Raw genomic sequence first — 14,890 nt, 5'->3', positions numbered from 1 at the left:
GAGCGGCAACTGGCCAAGAGCCAGAGCCAATCCGTGGCCGAAGAACGATGACGCGGTGTGATCTTTATCTACCAGTAAACGACCCAAAGGGGACGTTCAGCCCTGGATCCGGTACTCCTCAAGTAGCCGGCGGCCGATGATCATTTTCTGGATCTCGGCCGTTCCCTCGCCGATCAGGAGCATCGGGGCCTCCCGGTAGAGGCGCTCGATCTCGTACTCCTTGGAGAAGCCGTAGCCGCCATGGATACGGAAGGCGTCCTCGACCACCTCCTTGCAGTACTCGGAGGCCAGGTACTTCGCCATGCCCGCTTCGAGGTCGTTTCGTTGCCCGGAGTCCTTTTTGCGTGCGGCATTAACCATCATGGCATGGGCCGCCTCCACCTTTGTCGCCATTTCGGCAAGTTTGAACTGGATAGCCTGATGCTGGGCGATCGGCTTGCCGAAGGTCTGCCGCTGCTGCGCGTACGCCACGCCCAGCTCGAACGCACGCTGGGCGACCCCGCAGCCACGCGCGGCCACATTGACCCGGCCCACCTCGACGCCGTCCATCATGTGATAGAAGCCACGCCCGGTCTCGCCGCCGAGGACCCGGTCCGCCGGAATGCGCAGACCGTCCATGATCAGCTCGGTGGTGTCGACCCCCTTGTAGCCCATCTTCTCGATCTTGCCCGGAATGGTCAGGCCCGGCCGGACCTCGCCGAAGCCCGCCTCCTTCTCCACCAGGAAGGTCGTCATCGACTTGTGCGGAGCGGTGCCCTCCGGGTGGCCCTCGTCCGTCCGGCACAGCACCGCCACGAGGGTGGACGAGCCGCCGTTGGTGAGCCACATCTTCTGGCCGGTGAGGACGAATTCTTCGCCGTCCCGCACGCCCTTGGAGGAGATGGCCGAGACATCGGAACCCAGCGCCGGCTCCGACATCGAGAAGGCGCCGCGGATCTCACCCGCTGCCATCTTCGGAAGGAAATAGTCCTTCTGCTCCTGCGTGCCGTGCTGCTTGAGCATGTACGCCACGATGAAGTGCGTGTTGATGATGCCGGAGACGCTCATCCAGCCGCGGGCGATCTCCTCGACCGTCAACGCATAGGTGAGCAGCGACTCGCCGAGCCCGCCGTACTCCTCGGGAATCATCAGCCCGAACACGCCGAGGTCCTTGAGGCCCTCGACGATCTGCGTGGGATATTCGTCGCGGTGCTCCAGCTCCGTGGCGACCGGAATGATCTCCTTGTCCACGAATTCGCGGACGGTGGAGAGGATTTCCTGCTGGATGTCGGTCAGACCGTCGGTCTGTGCGAGACGCGCCATCAGGTCACTTCTCCTTCCGGGCCGCGGGGGCCTTGAGCTCGGGGCGGCCGGGCTGCTCGCCGCCGCGCTCCTCGATGTACGTGGCGGTGGGAACCATCACCTTGCGCCGGAAGACGCAGACCAGGGTCCCGTCCTGCTTGTAGCCCTTGGTCTCGACGTGGACGATGCCGCGGTCGGACTTGGACTTCGACGGCGTCTTGTCGAGCACGGTGGTCTCGCCGTAGAGCGTGTCGCCGTGGAACGTCGGCGCCACGTGCTTCAGCGACTCGATCTCCAGATTGGCGATGGCCTTTCCGGAGACGTCCGGCACCGACATGCCCAGCAACAGGGAGTAGATGTAATTGCCGACGACCACGTTCTTTCCGAAATCGGTGGTCCGCTCGGCGTAGTTGCTGTCCATGTGCAGCGGATGGTGGTTCATGGTCAGCAGACAGAAGAGGTGGTCGTCGTATTCGGTCACCGTCTTGCCCGGCCAGTGCTTGTACACATCGCCGACGGTGAACTCTTCGTAGGTGCGGCCGAACTGCATCGTGCTCATGCCTCCGGGGCTTCGAAAGTGGTGGTACGGGTCATGCCGGCGGCCCGGCCCTTTCCGGCGATGACCAGCGCCATTTTGCGGCTCGCCTCGTCGATCATCTCGTCGCCGAGCATCGCCGAACCCTTCTTCCCGCCCGCCTCGGACGTGCACCATTCGTAGGCGTCCAGGATCAGCTCGGCGTGGTCGTAGTCCTCCTGGGACGGCGAGAACACCTCGTTGGCGGCCTCCACCTGGCCCGGGTGCAGCACCCACTTGCCGTCGAAGCCCAGCGCGGCCGCGCGGCCGGCCACCGCGCGGAACCCGTCCACGTTCTTGATCTGGAGATAGGGGCCGTCGATGGCCTGGAGGTTGTGCGTGCGGGCCGCCATCAGGATCCGCATCAGGATGTAGTGGTAGGCGTCCGCCGGGTAGCCGGGCGGCTGCTCGCCGACCACCAGGGACTTCATGTTGATGGACGCCATGAAGTCCGCCGGACCGAAGATGATGGTCTCCAGGCGGGGCGAGGCGGCGGCGATCGCGTCGACGTTCACCAGGCCCTTGGCGTTCTCGATCTGTGCCTCGATGCCGATCCGGCCGACCTCGAAGCCCATGGTCTTCTCGATCTGCGTCAGCAGCAGGTCCAGGGCGGTCACCTGCGCGGCGTCCTGCACCTTCGGCAGCATGATGCAGTCGAGGTTCGGGCCGGCGCCCTCGACGACGGTGACGACGTCCCGGTAGGTCCACTCGGTGGTCCAGTCGTTGACCCGCACCACCCGCGTCTTGCCCGTCCAGTCGCCCTCGTTGAGGAACTTGACGATGGTGTGCCGGGCCTCCGGCTTGGCCAGCGGCGCGCAGGCGTCCTCCAGGTCCAGGAAGACCTGGTCGGCCGGCAGGCCCTGGGCCTTCTCCAGGAAGCGGGGGTTGCTGCCCGGCACCGCCAGGCACGAACGGCGGGGACGCAGCCGCTGCACGGGCGCACTCATGCGGGGACCTCCAGGGGGTCGAGTCTGTTCGCGGTGCGGATCTCGTCGACGATACGGCCGATGATCTCCGTGATCCCGAAGTCCTTCGGGGTGAAGACGGCGGCGACGCCGGCCCGGCGCAGCTCCGTGGCGTCCGCGGACGGGATGATGCCGCCGACGATGACCGGCAGGTCGGGGGCCCCGGCGCGACGCAGCCGCTCCAGCACGTCCGGCACCAGCGCGGCGTGCGACCCCGACAGGATCGACAGCCCCACGCAGTGCACGTCCTCCGCGACCGCCGCCGCCACGATCTGCTCCGGGGTGAGCCGGATGCCCTGGTAGACCACCTCGAAGCCGGCGTCCCTGGCCCGCACGGCGATCTGCTCGGCGCCGTTGCTGTGCCCGTCCAGACCGGGCTTGCCGACCAGCAGCCGCAGTCGGCCGCCGCCCAGTTCGGCCGCGGTCCTGGCGACCTTCTCGCGGACCACGGCGAGCGGCGAGCCGGTCTCCGCGGTCACCGCGACCGGCGCGCCGGAGACGCCGGTGGGAGCCCGGAACTCGCCGAAGACGTCCCGCAGCGCCCAGGCCCACTCGCCGGTCGTCACCCCGGCCCGGGCGCACTCCAGCGTCGCCGGGAAGAGGTTGGTGTCGCCCGCGGCGGCCTTCTTCAGGGCCGAGAGCGCGTCCTGGGCCCGCACCTCGTCGCGGTTGTCCCGCCAGTCGTGCAGGGACCGCACGACGCGGTCCTCGTTGGCCGGGTCCACCGTCATGATCGCGGTGTCCAGATCGGCGGTCAGCGGATTGGGCTCGGTGCCCTCGAAGCAGTTGACGCCGACGATCTTCTCCTCGCCGGACTCGATCCGGGCCCGCCGCTCGGCGTGCGCCGACACCAACTGCGACTTCAGGTAGCCGGACTCCACGGCCGCCATCGCGCCGCCCATCTCCTGGATCCGGTCGATCTCGGCCAGGCAGTCGGTCACCAGGGCGTCCACCTTGGCCTCGATGACGTGCGACCCGGCGAAGATGTCCTCGTACTCCAGCAGGTCCGACTCGTGCGCGAGGACCTGCTGGATGCGCAGCGACCACTGCTGGTCCCAGGGGCGGGGCAGCCCCAACGCCTCGTTCCACGCGGGAAGTTGGACGGCGCGGGCGCGGGCGTCCTTGGAGAGCGTGACGGCCAGCATCTCCAGGACTATCCGCTGGACGTTGTTCTCCGGCTGCGCCTCGGTCAGCCCCAGGGAGTTGACCTGGACGCCGTAGCGGAAACGGCGCTGCTTGGGGTTCTCGATGCCGTAGCGCTCGCGGGTGACCTTGTCCCAGATGCGGCCGAAGGCGCGCATCTTGCACATCTCCTCGACGAAGCGGACGCCCGCGTTCACGAAGAACGAGATCCGGGCCACGACGTCGCCCCGCCGCTCGTCGGGCACCTGGCCGGAGGCGAACACCGCGTCGAGCACGGCGATCGCGGTGGACATCGCGTACGAGATCTCCTGCACCGGCGTGGCGCCCGCCTCCTGCAGGTGGTAGCTGCAGATGTTGATCGGGTTCCACTTGGGGATGTGGTTGACCGTGTACGTGATCATGTCCGTGGTCAGCCGCAGCGAAGGGCCCGGCGGGAAGACGTGCGTCCCGCGCGAAAGGTACTCCTTCACGATGTCGTTCTGCGTGGTGCCCGACAGTTTGGCGATGGCCTCCTCGTCGAGACCTTGCTCCTCTGCGACCACCTGGTAGAGCGCCAGCAGCCACATGGCGGTGGCGTTGATGGTCATCGAGGTGTTCATCTGCTCCAGCGGGATGTCCTGGAACAGGCGTCGCATGTCACCGAGGTGGGACACCGGGACCCCGACCCGACCGACCTCGCCGCGGGCCAGGACGTGGTCGGGGTCGTACCCGGTCTGCGTCGGGAGGTCGAACGCGACCGACAGGCCGGTCTGGCCCTTGGCGAGGTTGCGCCGGTACAGCTCGTTGGACGCCTCGGCGGTGGAGTGCCCGGCGTACGTCCGCATCAGCCACGGACGATCCTTCTGACGCTCAGTCATGTAGTCCCGATCCTCAGGCGTTCCGGTCCGGTGCGCCGGCCTGCGGCGCCGCGGTGTCGCGGCTGGCCTTGTTGGTCCGCTCCGCCGGCGCGTCACGGAACAGGTTGATCGCATCGATGTGCTTCGCGCGCTTCTCCTCGTCGCGCACCCCCATGCCCTCCTCGGGGGCCAGGCACAGCACGCCGACCTTGCCCTGGTGGAGGTTGCGGTGCACGTCGTGGGCGGCCTGGCCAGTGTCCTCCAGGCGGTACGTCTTCGAGAGCGTCGGGTGGATCTTGCCCTTGGCAATCAGCCGGTTGGCCTCCCACGCCTCCCGGTAGTTGGCGAAGTGCGAGCCGACGATCCGCTTCAGCGACATCCACAGGTAGCGGTTGTCGTACTCGTGCTGGTAGCCGGAGGTCGAGGCACAGGTGACGATGGTGCCGCCCTTACGGGTGACGTACACCGAGGCGCCGAAGGTCTCCCGGCCCGGGTGCTCGAAGACGATGTCCACGTCCTCGCCGCCGGTCAGCTCGCGGATCCGCTTGCCGAAGCGCTTCCACTCCCTGGGGTCCTGGTTCTGCTCGTCCTTCCAGAACTTGTAGCCCTCGGCGTTGCGGTCGATGATCGCCTCGGCGCCCATCTTCCGGCAGATCTCCGCCTTCTGGTCGCTGGAGACCACGCAGATCGGGTTGGCGCCGCCGGCCAGCGCGAACTGGGTCGCGTACGAGCCGAGGCCGCCGCTGGCGCCCCAGATCAGGACGTTGTCCCCCTGCTTCATCGCCGCGCCGTTCTGCGAGACCAGCTGCCGGTACGCGGTGGAGTTGACCAGCCCCGGCGCCGCCGCCTCCTCCCAGCTCAGGTGCTTGGGCTTGGGCATCAGCTGGTTCGACTTGACCAGCGCGATCTCCGCCAGGCCACCGAAGTTGGTCTCGAAGCCCCAGATCCGCTGCTCGGGGTCGAGCATGGTGTCGTTGTGGCCGTCGGAGGACTCCAGCTCCACCGAGAGGCAGTGCGCGACGACCTCGTCGCCGGGGTGCCAGGCGTTGACGCCGGGGCCGGTGCGCAGCACCACGCCGGCCAGGTCCGAGCCGATGACGTGGTACGGCAGGTCGTGGCGCTTGGCGAGCGGCGAGAGCCGCCCGTAGCGCTCCAGGAAGCCGAAGGTCGACATCGGCTCGAAGATCGAGGTCCAGACCGAATTGTAGTTCACCGAAGAGGCCATCACGGCCACCAGCGCCTCGCCCGGCCCGAGTTCGGGCACCGGCACGTCCTCGACGTGCAGCGACTTGCGGGGGTCCTTCTCTCGGGTGGACAGGCCGGCGAACATCTCGGCCTCGTCCTTGTGCACGGTGACCGCGCGGTACGACTCGGGGAGGGGAAGGGCGGCGAAGTCTTCGCGCGTACTGTCCGGCGCGAGGATCGCATCGAGTATGTGGTTCACGGTATGCCTCCGGCGAAGCACGTATGGAACGGCTTGAGGGAACGTCGGGGGTGGTGCGAGGAACTGCCGTCGGTTCGGCCGGTGGTGCTCGGCATTGCGCGGGTGAGCGCGGTTTGGGGTACCCCCGGCGGTGGCCGGGGGGAGTGCCTGTGACGCAGGCGTCCGGGCGCACAAAGTGCTTGTGGGGACAGTCGGCACGCCCACGGTTGGATGGTTGCGCCGGCCGCCCGGACACCCCCAACGTATGACACCGCGTGCCAGCCGACAAGACACTGAGTGCCAAGAATTTCTCTCAGATGTCATTTGGTCGGCACGCATGAGCAATGGATGGGCCGATGGGGGGAGGGTTCGTTCCGGTGCGTGGTGGGTTGTGCGCGGGTGGTGTGCGCAGGGCCGATTACGCCATTCGGGTGAGGCGTCAGCCGATTTCCGGGCGACGCAGCCGGAGCCGCCGGGTCCGGAACGCCGGCCACAGTTGCGCGGCGGAGTGCAGTGCCAGCAGGGCCACGGGGACGGCCTCGACCGGCGCCCCCGCGGCCCACGCGGCGGGCGGGACGAGGGCGGCAGCGCCCACCGCGGGCAACCGGTGCGTCACGACCGCGACCACCCCGCCGACCCGGCTGCCCTGATCGCGGAGCCACACCCGCCGGGCGGCCCACGCGGTGGCCCCGGCCAACCCCAGCTGCGCCAGCCACCGCACCGCCGCGCCCGGGGCGGCGTCGGGCAGGGACCCGGCGAGGGCGCCGGCGGACCACACGGCGGCGCACAGCGGCAGCGCGTAGAGCCGGAGGAGGATGGGACGGACGTGGGTGGCCGCGTGCCGGACCGGGGGAGCGGGGACATCGGGCGGCGCCGCCGGCCCGGCGTCGGCGAGCTCGGCCGGCAGCCGCTCCGCGTGCGGCGGATCCGCCGCCAGCCTCAGCCGGGACCGCTCCAGCACCTGCAGCCGGTCCCGGAGCAGCACGAGATTGTGCTCGTCGGCCAGGTCGAGGGCCTCCTTGAGCAGCGGCTCGGCGTCCGCCGGTCGGGCGTTCTCCAGCAGTGCCCCGGCCTGCGCGGCCAGCGCCTCGATCGTCGCCCGGACGTCACCGGCCTTTCGCGCCGCGTCCAGACCCCTCTCGATCAGTCGCAGCCGGTCGTGCGGGTCGTCGGCCCGGCGGGCGAACCGCAGCCAGACGTGCGCCAGGACCGTGAGGTCCCCGGCATCGGCGGCGGTGCGCCCCGCCAGCCAGTACGACACGGCCGCCGCATCGGCTTCGCCCACCTGCTCCAGGGCCTCGCCCAGCGCGCTCAGCGAGGCGGCCGCCCGCCGCCCCTCGTGCCGCGCCCACCGCGTCCGGGCCTGTTCCAGATGGTGCACCGCACCGGCGAAGTCCCCCTGGTCCGCGGCCTGTTCGCCCAGGTCGTCGTGGAACGCGGCCGGTTGCACACCCGCCCGCACCCAGGCCAGATGGCCCGCCTCCGCACACGCCGCGGCCTCCGCCGCCCGGCCCACCGCGCGGTACTGCTGCCGCATCGCCCGCAGCAGCTCCGCCTCCTGCTCGCGGTCGCCGCGCCGCTGCGCGGCCAGCACCCCGTGCCGCAGCACCGTCAACGCGTCCACCGCCAGCCCCCGGCGCACCAGGGAGGCTCCCAGCGGGCCGGCGACGGCAGCCACCCGGCCGTGCAGTCCCCGCTCCGCCGCCGCCGCGACGGCCGCCGTCAGCGTCGCCGGCTCCTGGACGAACCACCCGTCCTCGGCCTCGGCGGCGCACCGACCGTAGTGGTGCAGCAGTCGGTCCAGGGCGGCAGTGCGCGCGGACTCCCCTTCCCCGTCGGCCAGTTCGCGTGCGAAGAGGCGCAGCAGGTCGTGGAAGCGGACCCGGCCGTCCGGGCCGGCCGGGTGCAGCAGATGTGCCTGGGTCAGGCGACGCAGCGCCCGGTCCGCGTCCGCCTCCGGGACGCCGGCCAGGGCGGCGGCCGAACCGGCGTCGATCCCGGTACCGGGGTGCAGCCCCAAGTACCGCAGCAGCCCGGCGTCCTCGGTGCTCAACGCCCGGTAGGAGGCGGTGAACGCGCGCCGTACGAGGTCGAGTTCGGCCAGTCTCCGGCCCGGCGGACGTAACGACGCCAACACCCGGCCGGCGCCGTCGGAGGCGTCCCGCAGCCGGCCCGCCGCCACGTCCAGGGCGAGCGGCAGATGGCCGCACAGCTCGGCGATCTCGGCGAGCTCGGCCGGCGGCACCGGGGCGACGGACGCGGCCGCCAGCAGCTCCAAGGAGTGCTCCGGCGCGAGCGAGGGCAGCGGCAGGACGGTGACCTCCGTCGAGGCGGGCGCGGTGCGGAGCGTGACCAGGAGGCGGTGCCGGCCGTCGGGCGGTATCAGTGGGGTGAGGTCGTCCTCGGCCACCGCGTCGTCGAGGAGGACCAGCACCGGGCCGGCGGCGTCCCGCAGCGTCCTGCGGAACTGGGCCTGAAGGCCGCTCAGGTGCGGCGCGAACTGGTCGTTGGGAATGCCGAATTGGAAGAGATAGCCGCGCAACAGCTGCTCGGTGCCCAGCGGATCCCGTCCGCTGTGCGCACCGGCGTCCTCGGCGATCACCCCGCCGGGGAACAACGCCTTCGCCTCATGGGCCGCGAACGCCATCAGGGCGGACTTGCCGATCCCGCCCTCGCCGGTGAGCGCGAGGACCCGCGCCGGCTCTTCGGGCCGTCCGGGCGTCAGCCGGGTCAGGAGGTCGGCCAGCGCGTCGCGGCGCCCGTAGAAGCGGCTGGGGCGCGGCGGCAGGGAGTCGGGGGCGGAGACGGGAGCGGCACCGGAGGGGCCGATGAAGATCTGGCCGGCCTGGTAGACGTTCCGCGCCCACCCACCACTGAACCTGTTGTGCGTGCCCGGAGTTGGCTCCGCCCCGCTCGCGTCCTCCACGTTCCCGTGGATAGCACGAGCGGGGCAGGGGCGTCAGGCGCTCCGCGGATCTTGCTCGGGGCGGCCGGTGCGGGACCGGGTCAGCGCCGTTGGTCCTTGAGGGCCTTGCGGATGGTGCGCATGACCTCGTCGAGCGGCGCGTCCGTGCGGGCGACCGCCACCAGGACCTCGCCCTCCCGGGAGACCGTCGCCGGCGCCGCGGACTCCCCGGTGGCGGCCCGGCTCGCGCCGATCCCCGCGCCGAAGGTCTCCCGGACGATCTCGAAGGCGTGGTCGAGCTGGGTCTCGACGTCGCCCTCCGCGCCGGCCCGCAGCCAGCGGCGCAGCACGTGGTTGTGCGCGGTGACCACGGCGGACGCGGCGACCTCGGCGAGCAGCGGATCGTCGTCGCCCTCGCGGTGTGCGCCCTCGTCGAAGTGGCCCAGGAGGTAGCGGGTGAACAGTCGCTCGTAGCGGGCCACGGAGGCGATCTCGGCCTCCCGGAGGGTGGGTACCTCGCGGGTGAGGCGGTAACGGGCCACGGACACCGCCGGAGCGGACGCGTACATCCGCATGACTTCCTTGATGCCGCGGCAGACCGTGTCGAGGGGGTTCTCGTGCGGCGGGGCGGCGTCCAGGACCGCCTCGGCGCGTACCAGCGTGTCGTCGTGGTCGGGGAAGATCGCCTCTTCCTTGGAGCGGAAGTGACGGAAGAAGGTGCGCCGGGCGACGCCCGCGGCGGCCGCGATCTCGTCGACCGTGGTCGCCTCGTAGCCCTTCGTCGCGAACAGCTCCATGGCGGCGGCCGACAGTTCACGGCGCATTTTGAGGCGTTGGGCGGCCGCCCGGCGGGTGCCGGGAGTGGGCGGGTCGGAGGCGTCGGAGGACTGCGGGCGAGCGGGCTGGGACATGTGGGGAAGGTACTGCATATTCTCGCGGCCCGCGGCATGAGGTACCGCTCCGGCCCCGGTGACCTGGGGCGGGCTGCTGAAACCACCGTGCGACGACTCCAGCAGCCCGCCCCAGCCGCCCCCGGCCCCAGGGCGCCGCCGCGCGTCAGCGCCGGGCGTACTCACGGAAGCCGCGGCCGGTCTTGCGACCGAGGCAGCCGGCCGCGACGAGGTGCTCCAGCAGCGGCGCCGGCGCCAGCCCGGGGTCGCGGAACTCGGCGTGCAGCACCTTCTCGATGGCGAGCGAGACGTCCAGGCCGACCACGTCCAGCAGCTCGAACGGCCCCATCGGGTAGCCGCCGCCCAGTTTCATCGCGGCGTCGATGTCGTCCAGCGAGGCGTAGTGCTCCTGGACCATCTTGATCGCGTTGTTCAGGTACGGGAACAGCAGCGCGTTGACGATGAAACCGGCCCGGTCGCCGCAGTCCACCGGGTGCTTGCGGACCTTGGCGCAGACCGCGCGCACCGTGGCGTGCACGTCGTCGCCGGTGAGGACGGTGCGGACCACCTCCACCAGCTTCATGGCCGGCGCCGGGTTGAAGAAGTGCATCCCGATGACGTCCTGCGGGCGCGAGGTGGCGCGGGCGCAGGCGACGACCGGCAGCGACGAGGTGGTGGTGGCCAGTACGGCGCCCGGCTTGCAGACCTTGTCCAGCGTCCGGAACAGCTGCTGCTTGACGGCCAGGTCCTCGGCCACCGCCTCCACCGCCAGATCGACGTCCGCGAAGGCGTCCAGCGACCCGGCCGGGGTGATCGCGGCCAGCGTCGCGTCGCGCGCCTCGGCGGTCAGTCGGCCCTTGTCCACCGAGCGGGCCAGCGACTTGGCGATCCGGTCCTTGGCCTGCTCCGCCTTCTCCTGGCTGCGGGCGGCCAGCACGACCGTGAAGCCCGCCTTGGCGAACACCTCGGCGATGCCGCTGGCCATCGTCCCGGAGCCGGCGACCCCGACGCTGCGGACCGGCCGGCCGGCCGCAGCGCCGTCGTCGGTTCCGTCCGCCGGCGTCTGGGCGTCCGGCACGACCGTCGCGGAGCCGGGCGCCTCGTAGGTGTAGAAGCCGCGCCCCGCCTTGCGGCCGGTCAGCCCCGCGTCCGCGAGCTGGCCCAGGATCGGCGCGGGGGCGTGCAGCCGGTCGTGGGACTCGGCGTACATCGCCTCCAGGACCGTGCGGGCGGTGTCCACGCCGATCAGGTCGAGCAGCGCCAGCGGGCCCATCGGCAGGCCGCAGCCGAGCCGCATCGCGGCGTCGATGTCCTCACGGGTCGCGTACTTCGACTCGTACATCGCCGCGGCCTGGTTGAGGTAGCCGAAGAGCAGGCCGTCGGCGACGAACCCGGGGCGGTCGCCCACCGCGATCGGGTCCTTGCCCAGCTCACGGGCGAGGTCGGTGACGGCGGCGACCGCGACCGGCGCGGTCAGCACCGACGAGACCACCTCGACCAGCTTCATGGCCGGTGCCGGATTGAAGAAGTGGACGCCGAGCACCCGCTCGGGGCGCTGGGAGTCGGCGGCGAGCCGGGTCACCGACAGCGCGTTGGTGCCGGTGGCGAGGATGGTGTCCGGGCGGACGATGCCGTCCAGCGCGGTGAACACCTCCCGCTTGAGTTCGTAGTCCTCCGGGACCACTTCGATCACCAGGTCGGCGTCCCGGGCCGCCGCCAGTTCGCCGAACGTACGGAACCGGGACAGCGCGTCCTGGCGCTCCCGCTCGGTGATCCGCTCGCGCCGCACGGCGCGGGCGGTGGCGGCTTCGAGGGCGGCGCGGGCCCGCCGCACCGCGGCCTCGTCGATGTCGATGCCGACGACCTCGCGGCCTGCCAGGGTCAGCACCTCGGCGATACCGGTGCCCATGGTGCCCAGGCCGACGACGGCGATGGTGGAGAGAGCCGGGGAGGCGGTTGCGGATGCAGTGGAGAGATCAGGGGTGGACTGACGGCCCATCGCGAGACTCCTGAAGGTGTTCCCCTGAGGGCAGGGGAGAACGTGACGACTGAGGGCTTGACGCACGTGCGGGGCTGCGGCAACGCGCGGCCGACCGGCGGCGGAAGGGCCGCGGCGAGCCACGGCACTGCGGGCAGCGCCTGCGGTGGAGGAGCGCGGCGGGCTCTGTCCCGGGGCCGTGGCGCTTCCCCCCTGAGGGGCGTGCTGTGAGGATGTCGCCACACGGGGCTGCGGTGCCCGCGCGGCGGTGGTGCTGGGTGGTGTGCCGAACCGACGTCACACTCCGGCGGCTGCGTCACCAGGCCGCCCGAGCAGGGGTGCTGCTCTTTCCAGCAGGTTAACCGGTGGGTAACCGAAGCGCCAGGGGTAAGGCGGGTCATTAGGTTGTGGTGCCGGCCACGCCCTGCGAACCAGGGCGGCCGGCAGGGAGGGGAGCGGCAAATGGAAGACGAATTCCACGAGTTGACGGACCGGGTGCGGGCCGAACTCCGCTCACCGCAGGATCTCGTCGCCTACGAGCGGCTGCTCGGACTGGCCCGCAAGAACACCCCCGCCGGGCGCGAGGAACTGGCCCGGATGCTGATCGCGGTGGAGCGCCCCCTGTGGGCCCGGGAGATCGCCGCCTTCATCCTCGGCTGCGCCGGCGACAAGCGCGCCTTCGAGACCCTGGTGCTCCTGCTGAACTACCGCGAACCGGTCCGCTGCGCCACCGCCGCGCACGCGCTGGGCAGGCTCAACGACCCGCGCACCGCCCGCGCCGCCGCCGCCCTCGCCACCAACCCGCTGCGCACCGCCTACGCCCTGCACCCCGTCCGCCTGCTGGTCGAACTCCGCGCCCCGCAGTCCGTCCCCGCCCTGATCGCCACCCTGGAACGGCTGTTGACCCCGCACACCCCCTACTGGCGGGTGGCGCTGGCCTGTGTGGAGGGGCTGGGCGCACTCGGGGACAAACGGGCGGTGCCGGCGCTGCGGGCGGCCACCGCCCACCCCCGGCTCGCCGCGGCGGCCGCCGCCTCGCTGGCCCGGCTGGGCGTCCATGAGGACCCGCCCGCGCCGGCCGAGGACGGTGTGCCGGCCAAGGGGGCGAGGGGAGACGGCAGCGGCACCGGGCCGGCGGGCTGACGGGCCGGGCGCGAACCCGACCGACGACAGAGCATGACCGGCTCCGGCCGGCAACTCCCCGTCGCCCGGGGCGAGATCGACGTCCCGGGCGGGGCCGGCGGCTGGCCGACGACCTCGCCGGCCCGCTCCGCCACCAGCTCCCACGCCTCGGGCCGGCGGCGCGCGAACCGCTCCCGGTGCTGCCGGGCGCCCTCCGTCGCGCCCATCGCGTCCAGATACGCCTGCGGCATGAGCCCCGGGTACGCCGCCTGCCAGCTGTGGACCCGCGCCGCCGCGACCGCGTCGATATCCGCCTCCGTCATCTCCCGTAGGCCCACCCCGTACGACGGCTGCTCGGCGGTCCCCCCGAAAGCGCCGTCCGTTCCCCGTGCATCGGCTCCTGTCATATCCCCTCCCGGTCCGGTTCCCATGGCTGAGGTTCGGATCCGTCGTGGCCACCGGCCAACCGGATTCACCACCGGATTCCCCGCCGGCCGACCACTCTCCGGGCGCGGCATTCGACCTCACCCGGCCGGCACCAGCACCGGCACCGGCCGGGCCGCCGCCCGCGCGTTCGCGGCGGGTGGCGGTGAGCGATCGGCGATCGCCGGGACGGCGCCCCGATCGCCGCCGCACCGGCCCGCCCTCACAGCAGCGTCAACTGCGTGGCCCCCGGGCCGGCGACGGCGGTGGGCGCGGTCGTGGCGGGCTCGGCGGGCCGTGGTGGGATCCGGCGTGCCCGGCCCGGCCGGAACGGCCCGAGGCCGTACTCGGCGGCCAGCTCGTGGACCTGCCGGGTGATCCGGCGCTGGTACCACGTCGGGGCGTAGGCGCCGCCGGCGTAGAGCGCCTCGTAGCGGCGCACCAGGTGCGGATGGTGGTGGCCCAGCCAGGCGAGGAACCACTCGCGGGCGCCGGACCGCAGATGGAGCACCAGCGGGGTGACCGAATCGGCGCCCGCCTCCGCGATGGCCCGGACCGTGGCCCGCAGCTGCTCCGGCGCGTCGGACAGGAACGGGATCACCGGCGCCATCAGCACCCCGCAGGGGATGCCGTGGGCGGTGAGGGTGCGCACCACGTCGAGGCGCCGCCCGGGCGCGGGCGTGCCGGGCTCTACGGTCCGCCACAGCGCCTGGTCCAGGAAGCCGACGGAGACCGAGATGCCGATGTCGGTGACCTCGGCCGCCTGCCGCAACAACTCCAGGTCGCGCAGGATCAGCGTGCCCTTGGTGAGGATCGAGAACGGATTGGCGTGGTCGCGCAGGGCCGCGATGATGCCGGGCATCAGCGCGTAGCGGCCCTCGGCGCGTTGGTAGCAGTCGACGTTGGTGCCCATCGCGATGTGGTCGCCGCGCCAGCGGGGCCCGGCCAGCTCCCGGCGCAGCAGGTCCGGCGCGTTGACCTTGACCACGATCTGGGAGTCGAAGTCGAGGCCGGTGTCCAGGTCGAGATAGCTGTGTGTCTTGCGCGCGAAGCAGTAGACGCAGGCGTGACTGCACCCGCGGTACGGGTTCACGGTCCATTCGAACGGCATTCGGGAGGCGCCCGGGACGCGATTGACGATCGAGCGGGCCCGCACCTCGTGGAAAGTGATGCCGCGGAATTCGGGGGTGTCCACCGTTCGGGTGACGGCATCCCTGCCGAACAGCGCGGATGGGCTTTCTCCCAGATTGTCCCAGCGCATCGGGCCTCCTGTTGTGATCCTGTCGAGCCCCCACCTCGACAATAGAACACATGTTCGCATTCGAGGTGTCAACCCGGATTTGGGCGCAC

Annotated in this window: 10 protein-coding genes; 1 reads left to right on the top strand and 9 read right to left on the bottom strand. The window is 71.5% G+C overall.

Annotated elements, in window-relative coordinates; translation table 11 throughout:
* Nucleotides 1-96: 96 nt before the first annotated feature.
* The 8 genes from SNOUR_RS10100 to SNOUR_RS10065 form a co-directional block, all read right to left on the bottom strand.
* Nucleotides 97-1,302, bottom strand: a complete 1,206-nt coding sequence (locus SNOUR_RS10100) for an acyl-CoA dehydrogenase family protein (RefSeq protein WP_067345822.1) — start codon at nt 1,300-1,302, stop codon at nt 97-99.
* Between the two features lie 4 nt (nt 1,303-1,306).
* Complete coding sequence (locus SNOUR_RS10095) at nt 1,307-1,831, bottom strand: MaoC family dehydratase (RefSeq protein WP_020963637.1); 525 nt, start codon at nt 1,829-1,831, stop codon at nt 1,307-1,309.
* A 5-nt stretch (nt 1,832-1,836) separates the two neighbouring features.
* Nucleotides 1,837-2,802: an HpcH/HpaI aldolase/citrate lyase family protein gene (locus SNOUR_RS10090; protein ID WP_067345819.1), complete on the bottom strand. Its 966-nt coding sequence runs from the start codon at nt 2,800-2,802 to the stop codon at nt 1,837-1,839.
* A complete protein-coding gene (locus SNOUR_RS10085) occupies nt 2,799-4,820 on the bottom strand; it encodes an ethylmalonyl-CoA mutase (RefSeq protein WP_079142482.1) in 2,022 nt (673 codons plus the stop codon). Before SNOUR_RS10085 ends, SNOUR_RS10090 begins: the two co-directional genes overlap by 4 nt.
* Before the next feature lie 13 nt (nt 4,821-4,833).
* Entirely contained in the window at nt 4,834-6,243 is a 1,410-nt protein-coding gene (gene ccrA / locus SNOUR_RS10080) for a crotonyl-CoA carboxylase/reductase (protein ID WP_067345814.1), read from the bottom strand.
* 418 nt (nt 6,244-6,661) lie between these two features.
* A complete protein-coding gene (locus SNOUR_RS10075) occupies nt 6,662-9,148 on the bottom strand; it encodes an NB-ARC domain-containing protein (RefSeq protein ID WP_067345811.1) in 2,487 nt (828 codons plus the stop codon).
* Nucleotides 9,149-9,228: 80 nt separating this feature from the next.
* A complete protein-coding gene (locus SNOUR_RS10070) occupies nt 9,229-10,038 on the bottom strand; it encodes a TetR family transcriptional regulator (protein ID WP_179954861.1) in 810 nt (269 codons plus the stop codon).
* A gap of 145 nt (nt 10,039-10,183) precedes the next feature.
* Nucleotides 10,184-12,016, bottom strand: a complete 1,833-nt coding sequence (locus SNOUR_RS10065) for a 3-hydroxyacyl-CoA dehydrogenase family protein (protein ID WP_079142480.1) — start codon at nt 12,014-12,016, stop codon at nt 10,184-10,186.
* A gap of 441 nt (nt 12,017-12,457) precedes the next feature.
* Between SNOUR_RS10065 and SNOUR_RS10060 the strand changes: the two genes are divergently transcribed.
* Nucleotides 12,458-13,138 carry a HEAT repeat domain-containing protein gene (locus SNOUR_RS10060; protein ID WP_067345805.1) on the top strand — a complete coding sequence of 227 codons (681 nt, stop codon included), beginning with the start codon at nt 12,458-12,460 and terminating at the stop codon, nt 13,136-13,138.
* A 625-nt stretch (nt 13,139-13,763) separates the two neighbouring features.
* Here SNOUR_RS10060 and SNOUR_RS10055 read toward each other — a convergent pair.
* Nucleotides 13,764-14,801: an Rv2578c family radical SAM protein gene (locus tag SNOUR_RS10055; protein WP_067345803.1), complete on the bottom strand. Its 1,038-nt coding sequence runs from the start codon at nt 14,799-14,801 to the stop codon at nt 13,764-13,766.
* Nucleotides 14,802-14,890 lie beyond the last annotated feature (89 nt).

The organism is Streptomyces noursei ATCC 11455, assembly GCF_001704275.1.
Classification (GTDB): domain Bacteria; phylum Actinomycetota; class Actinomycetes; order Streptomycetales; family Streptomycetaceae; genus Streptomyces; species Streptomyces noursei.
The sequence above is the reverse complement of the archived record's forward strand: the minus strand, read 5'-3'. Positions and strand labels throughout refer to the sequence as shown.

What these genes read in the sequence shown, in the direction of transcription:
- SNOUR_RS10100 (WP_067345822.1), bottom strand. Translation starts at nt 1,302, where the DNA reads ATGGCGCGTCTCGCACAGACCGACGGTCTGACCGACATCCAGCAGGAA.
- SNOUR_RS10095 (WP_020963637.1), bottom strand. Translation starts at nt 1,831, where the DNA reads ATGCAGTTCGGCCGCACCTACGAAGAGTTCACCGTCGGCGATGTGTAC.
- SNOUR_RS10090 (WP_067345819.1), bottom strand. Translation starts at nt 2,802, where the DNA reads ATGAGTGCGCCCGTGCAGCGGCTGCGTCCCCGCCGTTCGTGCCTGGCG.
- SNOUR_RS10085 (WP_079142482.1), bottom strand. Translation starts at nt 4,820, where the DNA reads ATGACTGAGCGTCAGAAGGATCGTCCGTGGCTGATGCGGACGTACGCC.
- SNOUR_RS10070 (WP_179954861.1), bottom strand. Translation starts at nt 10,038, where the DNA reads ATGTCCCAGCCCGCTCGCCCGCAGTCCTCCGACGCCTCCGACCCGCCC.
- SNOUR_RS10065 (WP_079142480.1), bottom strand. Translation starts at nt 12,016, where the DNA reads ATGGGCCGTCAGTCCACCCCTGATCTCTCCACTGCATCCGCAACCGCC.
- SNOUR_RS10060 (WP_067345805.1), top strand. Translation starts at nt 12,458, where the DNA reads ATGGAAGACGAATTCCACGAGTTGACGGACCGGGTGCGGGCCGAACTC.
- SNOUR_RS10055 (WP_067345803.1), bottom strand. Translation starts at nt 14,801, where the DNA reads ATGCGCTGGGACAATCTGGGAGAAAGCCCATCCGCGCTGTTCGGCAGG.